Genomic DNA, 11,470 nt, shown 5'->3' with positions numbered 1-11,470 from the left:
CCGTCGCCAGCTCCCCGATCGCCTTTAACTTGGCGGAAACGGTGGCCACCGTGACCTGGTCCTGGCTTTTCTTTGGCAGGTGCTGGCCGATCATGATCCCGCCGGCCAAAAAGACCAGCGCGGCTATGAGGGCAGCCAGCTTCTGGAAAAGGCCAAGCCCCTTCCTGGACCGTTTTTCTGTTCTTCTTTGCAAAAAAGTCCCTCCTTTGCTGCCTTCCTATAATAGCAAGGTCGCTTCAAAAAGACAATTAAGCTGCTGGCAATTTCTAATTATCTTAGCAATTTCCCGGAGAAAAGCTTATTTTAGCAGGCTTTTTCTCCTTTATACGAATATATTTGTTATTTACTGATTCTTTCAATAATTTTCATGAAAATTGCTTTTTTGGCTTGCATTAACTTCCTGTTTGCGCTAAAATTAAAAACCAATAAGGGATTTAATTTTTTTGAAAGATTTCTAATAAACAGGAGCAGATATCATGAGGACCAGGAACTTTTACCAAACATAGCACCATCAAAGATGGTGACTTAAGCGTTTCATTGTAACTGTAGGGACAGGCAATGAAAAGCTGCCAAAGTTACAAGTCACTCATTGGCTCCAGTAGTTCAATCGCCGTTGATTGAACATCTTCAAGTACTCTTGCCGGAACTTTACCGCTTGTCAGCTCTTCATTGCTTATGTCCTGATTGGACAAAGGATATAAAATGAACAAAATCATCGAAGTCAAGCATTTGAAGAAGAACTATGGCGACAAGGAAGTTCTCAAGGACATCAATGCCGTCATCGAAAAAGGGAAAGTGATCACGGTCATTGGGCCTTCAGGTTCAGGCAAGAGTACTTTTTTGCGTTGTCTGAACCTGCTGGAAAAGCCGACCAGCGGCCAGGTAATTTTTGAAGGCACCGAACTGACCGATCTTAAGGAAGAAGAACTCGACCAGCTGCGGCAGAAAATGGGCATGGTTTTCCAGAGCTTCAACCTCTTCCCGAACATGAGCGTCATCGAAAACGTCAAGCTGGCGCCAATGAAGGTCAAGGGCATGAGCGAAGCAGAAGCTGACAAGCTGGCTCATGGCCTTTTGCAAAAAGTCGGCCTGGATGCCTTTGCTGACCGCACCCCAACCAGTCTTTCCGGCGGCCAGCAGCAGCGGGTGGCGATCGCCCGTGCCCTGGCCATGCAGCCGGACATGATGCTGTTTGACGAGCCAACCAGTGCCCTGGACCCGGAAATGGTCGGCGAAGTCCTCAAGACCATGCAGGACCTGGCCCAGACCGGGATGACCATGGTGGTCGTCACCCACGAAATGGGCTTCGCCCGCAAAGTAGCCGACGAAGTCTGGTTCATGGCCGACGGCTACCTGCTTGAGAAAGGCAGTCCAGACGAAGTCTTTGACCACCCGCAAAGCGAACGGGCGAAAGACTTTTTGGCCAAAATTTTGGAAGCGTAAGTTAGCAAAGGAAGACGAATATGAAAAAACTGCTTAAAATTTTGACTGCCCTCCTGCTCCTGGTCAGTCTTTTCACCGCGGCCCAGCCGGCCAGCGTCGATGCCAGCAGCAAAAAAGTTGCCAGCGGCACGGTCATGAAGAAAATCAAAAAGAGCGGCAAGCTGGTGGTCGGCATGTCGGCCGACTATCCGCCGCTTGAATTTACCAAGAGCGTCAACGGCAAGAACAAATACGTCGGCGTCGACGTCGAACTGGCCAAGCAGATCGCCAAGGACCTGGGCGTCAAACTTGAAATCAAGAACATGGACTTTGACTCCCTCCTGGTTGCCCTGGAAACCGGCAAGATCGATGTCATCATTTCCGGGATGACGCCAACCAGCGAACGGAAAAAGAGCATCGACTTTTCCAAGATCTACTATGCTGAAAAGAGCGACTACTTCGTCATCAGCAAGACCAATAAGGCCAAATACACCAGCACCTCATCCTTTAAGAACAAGACTGTTGGGGCCCAGACCGGGTCGCTTCAGTACACTTCCTTGAAAAAGAACGCGTCCAAGTACGGCATCAAGGTCAAGGGCCTGGCCAAGATCAGCAACCTGCTCATGGCCCTCAAGTCGGGCAAGGTCGACGCCGTCCTGCTGGGCGAATTGAACGCCAAGACTTACGCGACCAACGACTCCAGCCTGTCTCTGGTCAAATCCAGCCTCAGCCAGGCCCAAATGGGCAACGCCGTCGGGGTGGCCAAGGGCCAGTCTGACCTGGTCAAGGCCATCAACAAGACCATCAATGCCTGCCAAAAGAAGGACCTGTTCAACAAGAAATACATTCCAGCCGCTGCTAAAGCCATGAAGCAGGCCTCCAGCAAGAAGAGCAACTCCATGAGCAAGTATGCCGGCTACTTCGCAACCGGGCTGGGCTACACGATGATCATTACCGTCTGCTCCATCATCATCGGGCTCATCCTCGGCGTGATTTTTGCCTTGATGCGTCTGTCCAAAAGCAAGCTCCTGCACGCCATCGCTGTCTGCTACATTGAATTCCTGCGCGGGACCCCGCAGATGGTGCAGATCATGTTCGTTTATTTCGGCGTCGGGATGCTGATCAAGAACCTGCCGGCCCTGGCCGCCGGGATCATCGCCATCGGGCTGAACTCCGGGGCATACGTGGCTGAAGACATCCGCTCCGGGATCAATTCTGTCGACAAGGGGCAAACCGAAGCCGCCCGCTCACTCGGCCTGAGCCAGGCCAAGACCTACCGCTACGTCGTCTTCCCGCAGGCCTTGAAGAACATCTGGCCAGCCCTGGGCAACGAGTTCATCACCTTGACCAAGGACAGCTCCCTGGTATCGACCATCGGGGTCGGGGAATTGATGTATGAAACCGGGCTGGTGCAGACCGCCACTTACCGTGGGGTCATGCCGCTGTGCATTGCCATGTGCATCTACTTTGTGGTCACCTTCATCCTGACCCGTTTGCTCAACTACTTCGAACGCCGGATGAACCTGACTTCAAGCCGGACTTAGTTTAACAGCAAGCAAAAAACCTGGAAACCGCCAAAACGGTTCCCAGGTTTTTGATTTGCTTTTGGTCTGACTACTGCCGCCCGTTCATGTAGTCGCGGGTCAGCGGCAGGTTCTTGCCAGAAGGCCCCTTGGTCAGCAGAAACTGCATGACGTCAATGTTGCCGGATTCAAATGAAGCGGCGCAGGCCTGCAGGTACAGGTCCCACATCCGGGTGAATCTTTCGCCGAAATGTTCCTGGATTTCGCTTCTGTGGGCGTTGAAGTTCTGGTCCCAGATTTCCAGGGTTCTCTGGTAGTGCCGGCGCAGCATTTCAATGTCGGCCAGCTGCATCCCGTTTTCAACGATATGCCCGACCATTTCTTGCAAGCCCGGCACGTAGCCGCCCGGGAAGATGTACTTGTTGATCCAGGCATTGGTGGCCCCGCCCTGCTGGCGGGTGATTCCGTGAATCAAAGCCACGCCGTCGGTCTTCAGATAGCGGGCAACATCCTTGAAGTACAGGCCCATGTTTTCCTGGCCAACGTGCTCAAACATCCCGACTGAGGTGATATAGTCCCATTGCTGGTCGCCCAGCTCCCGGTAGTCGGTCAGCTTGACTTCAGCCAGGTCCTGGAGGCCTTCTTCTTCAATGGTCTTTCTGACCAAGTAATACTGCTCTTCACTCAGAGTGACGCCGGTTACCTTAAGCCCGTATTCCCTGGCTGCCGTCAGCATCAAAGTCCCCCAGCCGCAGCCGATGTCCAGCAGGCTTTTGCCCTTTTCCGGGTGCAGCTTGTCCAGGATGTGGTGGACCTTGGCCAACTGGGCCTGTTTCAAGTCAGTGGTGTTGCCATCAGTAAAGTAAGCACAGGAGTAAGTCAGCGTGTCATCCAGCCAAAGCTTGTAGAAATCGTTGCCGACGTCGTAGTGGCTTTGAATGTCGCTGACGGACTGGCGCTCAGAGTGGTTTTGCTTAGGAAGGAAACGGCGGAATTTCGAATTGCGCATGAAGCTTTCCGAGCTTTCATATGCCGCAGTGAGTAGCTTTTGCAAGCTCCCTGAAATTTCGATTTTCTTGTCCATGTAGGCCTCGCCAAGCGCCAGCGAGGCGTTGCTGGTTATGTCCTTGACAGGAACCTTTTCATTAAACGTGATGGTCACTTCCGGATCACCGTCGCCGTACAGGTCTGACTTGCCATCCCAGTAGTTGACCTTGACCGGGATGTTGAACGAGTGGCTCAGCAGCGTCTTGTAAAAGGTCTTCTCCAACATCTAGAATTCCCTCTTTCATAAAACATCGTCTATTTTTCACTCCATCCCCGGTTATTGCTGAAAAATTCCATCCTTTTTCATTATAAGACGAAAAAGTCATTTTCATAATACCGACTTTTCATACTAAAATACGGATTTTTCATACAGGGCAATCATCTGCCGCATGAGAGGCGTGACGACCTGGTCTTCGCGCCAGACCAGCTGCAAGTGAGTCCGCCACTTGTCCAAACTAACCGGGTAAATCCGCCCTTTCGCGTAGGCAAGCGCGATCGATTCAGGCACCAGGGCTATCCCCAGGCCGGAATCGCTCCAGCGGATAGCCGTCCGGGAGTCATCGCACTTGACGATAAAATTGGGCGTCAGACCTTTTTCAGCAAAAGACTCCTTGAACATCTCCTCAAAGCGCCGGTAGATGACCAGGGGGCAGCCGGCCAGGTCTTCCAGGCTGACTGACTCTTTTCCGGCAAAATAATCCAGCGAAGTGACTGCCGTCATCGGCTCGTCGCTGATCTCAACGGAAGCCAGATTGACCCGGCTGAAAGGCGTGCGGATAATCGCCAGGTCCAAGAGGTTGTTTTTCAGTTTTTCCAGGATGCCAAAAGTGTTGTCTTCCAGGATGTCCAGCGCGATGCCGGGGTGGTCTTTGACAAAGGCAACCAGCTTGGGCGACGGCAAACAGCCAATGGAGCTGGAAACCGAGCCCAGTCTGATGCTGCCAAAACGGCCGGCCTCAATCTCCTTGATTTCCGTCTCCGCGTTCCGGGCCAGGGTCAAAATCTGCTGGGAGTAGCTGTAGAGCTTCTTCCCCGCATCCGTCAATTCGATGCCGTGGGGCTGTCTGACAAACAATTTGGCCCCCAGTTCTTCTTCCAGCTGCTTGAGCTGCGAGCTCAAGGCCGGCTGGCCGACAAAGAGCCGTCTGGCAGCCGCGGTAATCTGCCCTTCTTCGGCCACGACCGCGAAATAATTAAGCTGCTTGAAATTCATCTTTTCCTCCCTTGCCGCAATTGATATCATTTTTCCAGATATCTCATATCATAAATCAGTATTTTATTTATATCAATCAGAAGACTACAATAAAACAGTGAGAAAAATAACTTTTATTGAAGCGACTGAAGAGAAAGTACAAGGAGATGTTTAATCAAATAATGAAAGAACAAGGATTAACACAAGCTGAAGCTGACCGCCGGCTGAAAGAGCAGGGACTCAACCAGGTGCCTGAACCGGAATTCAGCTTCTGGAAAGAATTTGCCTCCAAGCTCTGGAACCTCAGCGCCTGGATTCTGGAAGCCGCCCTGCTGTTAGAGTGCGCCCTGGGCAAGTGGATCCAATCGCTCTTCGTCCTGCTGATGCTGCTTTTCGCGGCTTACAACGGCGCCACGCAAAAGAAGAAGTCGCGCAAGGTCCTAAGCACAATCTCCCAGCAGCTGACTCCGGTGGTCGCGGTCTTAAGAGACGGCAACTGGCAGAAAATGGACTCCAAGTATCTGGTCACCGGTGACCTGGTCAGCCTGCAGCGCGGCGACATTCTGGCTGCCGACATCGACCTGCTGGACGGGATGCTGACTTTGGACGAATCCTCGATTACCGGGGAAGCCAAAAACGTCCACAAAAAAGCCGGCGCGACCGCTTACGCGGGCACGACCGTCCTGGACGGCGAGGCCCTTGGCCGGGTAAGCGCGACCGGGACCCGGTCCAGAAGCGGACAGACGATCAACCTGATCAACACCTCCGCTGCCCCTGGTCATCTGCAGCAGCTTTTGACCAAGATCATCTACTATCTCTGCCTTTTAGACGGGGTATTGACCCTGATTCTGCTGGCAGCGGCCTTGATCCGCGGGGAAAACGTGCTGGAGATGCTTCCCTTCCTGGCCATGATGTTCATCGCCTCGATTCCAGTCGCCATGCCGTCAACCTTTGCCCTCTCCAATTCCTTTGAGGCCACCCGCCTGTCCAAAGAAGGCGTTTTAACCAGCGACTTGACCGGGATCCAGGACGCGGCCAACCTGAACCTGCTCTTGCTGGACAAGACGGGGACGATTACTGAAAACAAGACGGCGGTGGCAGCTTTCGACAATTTTTCCAGCTTGAGCGATTCCCAGGTCCTTTCCTTGACCAGCCTGGCCATTGACCGGCGCAACCAAAGCGTGATCGACCTGGCCTTGTGCGAATATCTGCAGGAGCGGAAAATTCCCCTTAAAGAAGCTGACTCCTTTACCCCCTTTACCTCCAGCCGGGGCTATTCCGCAGGCGAAGGGGACGGCCACACCGTCAAGCTGGGTTCAGTCAAGCAGCTCAGCCGCATTGAAACGGACCTGCCGGAAAAGCTTGCTAATGTCGACCTCACCCTGGGCCGGTCGGTAGCCCTGCTGGTCGATGACCAGCTGGCTGGAATTTTTATCACCAAAGACAAGGTCCGGGACGACTCCAAGGATGCCTTGGCTGAACTGGTCAAGCGGGGCATCAAGCCGATCATGCTGACTGGAGACAACCAGAAAACAGCAGCCAGCGTGGCTGAAGAAGTTGGTCTGACGGGCAAGGTGATTTCCATCAGTGACTTTAAAGACGGCATCAAGCCGGAACAATTGGCCGGCATCGCCGACGTTCTGCCAGAAGACAAGCTGGCCATGGTGAAATACTTCCAAAAAGCCGGCTACATCGTTGGCATGACCGGTGACGGGGTCAACGACTCTCCGGCCCTTAAGCAGGCCGAAGTCGGCATCGCCGTCGCCAACGCGGCCGACGTCGCCAAAAAGAGCAGCAAGATGGTCCTGCTTGATGACGGCTTGACGCCAATCGTCAAGATCCTCGATGCCGGCCACCGGGTCTACCAGCGGATGACCACCTGGTCTTTGACCAAGCTGGCCAGAACAGCAGAACTGACCATGCTCTTGACTTTCTCCTACCTTGTCTTCGGCTACCTGCCAATGGCCTTGAACGCCATGGTCATCTACACGATCATGAACAACATGGTGACGATGATGATCGGGACTGACAACACGCACATTACTTACAAGCCGGAAAACTGGGACATGGCCAAATTGGCCAAGATTGCCTTCTCTTTGGCCGCAGCCTGGACGGTGATCGGTTTTGCCTTCGTCACCCTTTTGACCCGCAACGGCGTCAGCCACGACCAAATCGGCACGATGGTCTACGTCTTCCTGGTCATGAGTGCCATGATGATCGTCCTGATCACCCGGACCAAGAGCTTCTTCTGGCAGTCTGCCCCGTCCAAACCGGTGGCAACCGTGCAGACAGCCGACGTGCTTTTGACCTGCCTGCTGGCCCTTTTGGGAATCGCCATGCCGGCCATTGGCTTTAAAGAGCTATTGACCGCCCTGGCCACTGCCTTCCTGGCCGCAATTTTGATCGACCTGGTCTACCAGCCGCTTATGAAGAAGCGCTGACAACATGCAAAAAGGATTCGCTAAGCGAATCCTTTTTTTGCCTTTGCTTATTTTTGCTCGCCCTGCTTGGCCAGCTGCTTTTGCCGGTAGGCGATCAGCCGTTCAAATTCAGTTTTCAGCAAAGCCCCCAGCGGCACGGCAATCAGCATCCCTACAAAGCCGCCCATCGCACCCCCGGCAATGACGCAGGCAATGACGTAAAGCGGGTGGATATGGATGGCTGAAGACAGGAGCTTGGGGTTGAGCACGTTGCCGTCAATGGCCTGAATGACCAGCAGAATGATCATTCCCACCAGCAAAGCCGTCATGTTCTGGCTGAGCACGCAAGACAGAATTACCATCCCATAACCCAGGATCGGTCCGAAGTAAGGGATCAGGTTGCCGATCCCGGTAACCAGGCCGATCAAGAGACCGTATGGCACCTTGGCGATCAGCATGGCCAGGCTGACCAGCAGGCCTACGACAAAAGCATCAACGATCTGCCCGCGGATGTAGCCGGAAAATGCCTGGTCTGCGTCTGCCAGAAAGACCTTGATCCCCTTGATCAGCTTCTTGTTCAGCAGCGTCCCGAGATTTCTCTTCCAGTAAGCGGCAATCCGCTGGCCATCATAGAGGAAGTAAATGGCAAAAATCAGCCCGAAAAAGAAGTCGCTCAAGAAGCTGGTTACCCGGCTGACCCCTTTTTGCAGGTAAGACACCAGGCCGCTGGTCGACAGGCCCTGCTTTTGCAGATAAGACACAATCTCGCTGATAAAGCTGCTGTACTGGGCCTTCAGCTGGTCATAGAGGCTCTCCAGGCTGGTCAGGCTGATATGGCTCAGCTGCTTTGAAAAAGTCACGAAGACCGCCGTCACGGCCAAAAGGAGCACCAGCAAGAGCAAGAGCAGGGTCAAAGCGACTGCCATGGACCGGCTGGCCGTAGCCACGGCCCCCTTGCTGCCACCTTTTGAAAATTTCCGGTCAAAAAAATTGGTCAGCGGCATCAGCAGGTAGGTCAAAACCAGCCCGTAAGTCAGCGGCTGCGCGATCGCGGCCATGATTTTCCCAAGCTTGATCCAAAAGCCCGTCGACTCATAAGCCAGCAGCAGAAGCAGCAGACCGGCAAAAACCGTTGCCAGACAATACATGGCGATCTTGAAATATTTTTGATCAACATGATTCCATAGTTTATTCATTTGTCCACCTCGTGAAATTAGCTAATTTTCATTATAACAGTTTCTGCTACAAGCCAAAGCAGAAAAAAATAGCGGCTCCAAAGAGAGTCGCTATTTTTCAGCTTTACATCACGTGGTGAATCCAGCCTTCTGGAGCTTCGACCTCGCCGTTTTGGATGCCGGTCAAAGTGTTGTAAAGTTCTTCCATAAACTTGCCAGGCTTTTCCATCCCAGATGGCAGGTCGATTACCTGGTCGCCGTTGACGATGCGGCCAACCGGTGAAAGAACGGCTGCGGTGCCGACCAGGGCACATTCCTTGAATGAAGGCACTTCGTCGAAGCGAACCTTTCTTTCTTCAACCGTCAAGTTGAGGTAGTGTTCAGCCAAGTATACAATGGAGCGTCTAGTGATTGATGGCAAAATTGAATTTGACTTAGGAACGACCAAGTGATTGTTTTGGTCGATGAAGATAATGTTTGAGCCACCGGTTTCTTCAATGTAAGTTTGGGTGGCTGGGTCCAAGTACATGTTTTCAGCAAAACCTGCTTGGTGGGCAGTTACAGTGGCCTTCAAACTCATGGCATAGTTCAAAGCGGCCTTAACGTGACCAGTCCCGCGAGGTGCGGCACGGTCGTATTGAGCAACCTGGACAGCGACCGGAGTAGCCCCGCCCTTGTAGTAAGGGCCAACCGGAGTTGCGAAGACTCTGAACATGTAGTCAGTTGCCGGTGCCACGCCGATGATCGGAGTAGTGCCGATTTCGTACGGACGCAGGTACAGGGTAGCCCCTGAGCCATACGTCGGTACCCAGTCAACGTTGGACTTGACTACTTGGTCGATTGCTTCAACGAACTTGTCCTTCGGGTAAGGTTCCATTTCGATACGCTTTGCAGAGTTGTACATACGCTCTGCGTTTTGGTCTGGACGGAAGACTACTACTGAGCCGTCCTTCCAGGTGTAGGCCTTCATCCCTTCAAATACTTGTTGAGCATATTGCAGGGTTTCGGCACATTCATTTAAAACGACGTTCGGGTCACTGGTCAGCTTGCCGCCTTCCCAGGCACCATCGTGGAAATAGTCCACGTATCGCTTGTCGGTTTGATGATAGCCAAAGCCGATATTTGCCCAATCGAGATCTTTTTTAGCCATGATATTACCTCCTAAAAATTCAATCACTAGTTTTTATAGAAGTAACTATAATACTCTTTCTGAGACTAATCAAGGGCATTTTTAAAATTATTTTCATTTAAATGCTATTTTTAATGGGATTCCGCCTTTTTTTAAGCCAAAAGCTGGTCTAAAAAAGCTTTTAAAGCCTTTAAGCTTATATTTTAAAGTTAATTCATCTTTTCTTAATTTTCCTGGTTGGTCGACAGCAGGTCTTCATCCAGCCCCCGGCTGCACTCCGCCTGCAGGGTCACGTGGTTGATGCCGAATTTCTGCTTCAAGCAACTGGCAATCTCCTGGTCTAGGTCCTCGATCCGCTTGGCAGTCACGCTGGCATCGACATTGATGTGCGCGTCAAGCATGATGGTGTCGTCGCTGTAGCGCCAAACGTGCAGGTGGTGCAGCTGCTTGACCTCTGGAAAGTCCAATACGGCCTGCTCAATGGCTTCAAGGTCAAGATCCGGATTGGTTTCCATCAGCACGTTGGCTGAGTCTCTGGTGACCTCAACCGCCTCTTTGAGCAAGAAGACCGCTGCTGCCATTGTCAGGATCGGGTCGATCATGGTCCAGTTTTTGTAATAGATCAGCAAGGAACCGACCACGACTGCCACGCTGGACAGGGTATCCGACAGCATGTTCAAAAACAGGGCCCGGGCATTGAGATTTTCCTTGCTCCCCTTTCCCAGCAGAAGCATCGAGATCAAATTGCCGGCCAAGCCGATCAAGGAGATGATGAACATGACCTGGCCTTCAATCGGTTCCGGCTTGGCAAAACGCTTGATCGCTGAGATGAACAAGTAGATGCTGATGATCAGCAGGAAAAGCCCGTTGGTATAAGCTGCCAGGGTTTCAGCCCGCTTGTAGCCAAAAGTCTTGTGCCGGTCCTTCTGCTTTTTGGAAATCAAGTTGGCCACGAAAGCCAGCACGATCGAAATCACGTCGCTCAAATTGTGCAGCGCGTCAGACAGCAGGGCCAGGGAGCCGGAGATGAGTCCGCCGATGATTTCAGCCACGGTGATGATGACGTTGAAAACCGTCACCCACAAGTATCTTCTGGAAGATTGTTCTTTCATGATTTACACCTGCGCAATCTATAAAGTATATATCTTTTTTGGTATATTTTAGCTCAACTACACTATATACCAAAAATGGTATATAATCAAGTACAGAAGGACAGAAAAGAGGAAATTTCATGACGCATGATGAATTGATCGAACAGGCGGCGCGCTTGTTCAAAGTTTTGGGCAACAGCCTCCGGATCCACATTCTCTTTTATTTAAGAAAACATGGCGAAAGCACCGTGTCGTCAATCGTCGACCACCTCGGCGCTTCCCAGCCGGTGATCTCCAAGCAGCTCAGCATTCTGCGCAAATACGATTTCGTGCAAAAGCGCAAGGAAGGCAACTTCGTCTACTACTCAATCAACGACCAGGACATCGTCCAGATCATCGATGCCATGACCGAGCACTTGGACCACTTGGCCTAATTCAAAAAAGGCGTTTCTTACTTCTGACAAGTAAGAA

The 11,470-nt window shown here is 52.1% G+C and carries 9 protein-coding genes and 1 pseudogene; 4 read left to right on the top strand and 6 right to left on the bottom strand.

All coding sequences use genetic code 11. The features are described 5' to 3' along the window. Positions 1–193 (bottom strand): annotated as a pseudogene (locus lacNas_RS10085) (DUF4230 domain-containing protein); the annotation flags it as partial. Between the two features lie 509 nt (positions 194–702). Between lacNas_RS10085 and lacNas_RS10080 the strand changes: the two are divergent. Both lacNas_RS10080 and lacNas_RS10075 read left to right on the top strand, forming a co-directional pair. Beyond that, positions 703–1,443 carry an amino acid ABC transporter ATP-binding protein gene (locus tag lacNas_RS10080; RefSeq protein WP_201331340.1) on the top strand — a complete coding sequence of 247 codons (741 nt, stop codon included), beginning with the start codon at positions 703–705 and terminating at the stop codon, positions 1,441–1,443. A gap of 20 nt (positions 1,444–1,463) precedes the next feature. Further along, positions 1,464–2,966, top strand: coding sequence for an ABC transporter substrate-binding protein/permease (locus lacNas_RS10075; RefSeq protein ID WP_201331339.1), 1,503 nt, complete (start codon positions 1,464–1,466; stop codon positions 2,964–2,966). 70 nt (positions 2,967–3,036) lie between these two features. Here lacNas_RS10075 and lacNas_RS10070 read toward each other — a convergent pair whose 3' ends face one another. Together lacNas_RS10070 and lacNas_RS10065 are read right to left on the bottom strand one after the other, a co-directional pair. Further along, complete coding sequence (locus lacNas_RS10070) at positions 3,037–4,218, bottom strand: SAM-dependent methyltransferase (RefSeq protein WP_201331338.1); 1,182 nt, start codon at positions 4,216–4,218, stop codon at positions 3,037–3,039. 123 nt (positions 4,219–4,341) lie between these two features. After that, entirely contained in the window at positions 4,342–5,205 is an 864-nt protein-coding gene (locus lacNas_RS10065) for a LysR family transcriptional regulator (protein ID WP_201331337.1), read from the bottom strand. Positions 5,206–5,366: 161 nt separating this feature from the next. Between lacNas_RS10065 and lacNas_RS10060 the strand changes: the two genes are divergently transcribed. Then, positions 5,367–7,625 carry an HAD-IC family P-type ATPase gene (locus lacNas_RS10060; protein ID WP_201331336.1) on the top strand — a complete coding sequence of 753 codons (2,259 nt, stop codon included), beginning with the start codon at positions 5,367–5,369 and terminating at the stop codon, positions 7,623–7,625. A 47-nt stretch (positions 7,626–7,672) separates the two neighbouring features. Here the strand turns inward: lacNas_RS10060 and lacNas_RS10055 are convergent, their stop codons facing one another. From lacNas_RS10055 to lacNas_RS10045, 3 genes are all read right to left on the bottom strand, one after another. Continuing rightward, on the bottom strand, positions 7,673–8,800 hold the full coding sequence (locus tag lacNas_RS10055; RefSeq protein WP_201331335.1) for an AI-2E family transporter: 1,128 nt from the start codon (positions 8,798–8,800) through the stop codon (positions 7,673–7,675). Between the two features lie 103 nt (positions 8,801–8,903). Beyond that, positions 8,904–9,929 carry a branched-chain amino acid aminotransferase gene (locus tag lacNas_RS10050; RefSeq protein WP_201331334.1) on the bottom strand — a complete coding sequence of 342 codons (1,026 nt, stop codon included), beginning with the start codon at positions 9,927–9,929 and terminating at the stop codon, positions 8,904–8,906. Positions 9,930–10,132: 203 nt separating this feature from the next. Continuing rightward, positions 10,133–11,020 carry a cation diffusion facilitator family transporter gene (locus lacNas_RS10045; protein ID WP_201331333.1) on the bottom strand — a complete coding sequence of 296 codons (888 nt, stop codon included), beginning with the start codon at positions 11,018–11,020 and terminating at the stop codon, positions 10,133–10,135. 119 nt (positions 11,021–11,139) lie between these two features. Here lacNas_RS10045 and lacNas_RS10040 point away from each other — a divergent pair, with 119 nt between their 5' ends. Beyond that, entirely contained in the window at positions 11,140–11,433 is a 294-nt protein-coding gene (locus lacNas_RS10040; protein ID WP_201331332.1) for an ArsR/SmtB family transcription factor, read from the top strand. The last annotated feature ends 37 nt before the right edge of the window (positions 11,434–11,470 follow it).

Source organism: Lactobacillus nasalidis (assembly GCF_016587775.1).
Classification (GTDB): Bacteria; Bacillota; Bacilli; order Lactobacillales; family Lactobacillaceae; genus Lactobacillus; species Lactobacillus nasalidis.
Note: the sequence above shows the minus strand (reverse complement) of the source record. Positions and strands in the feature narration are given on the sequence as shown.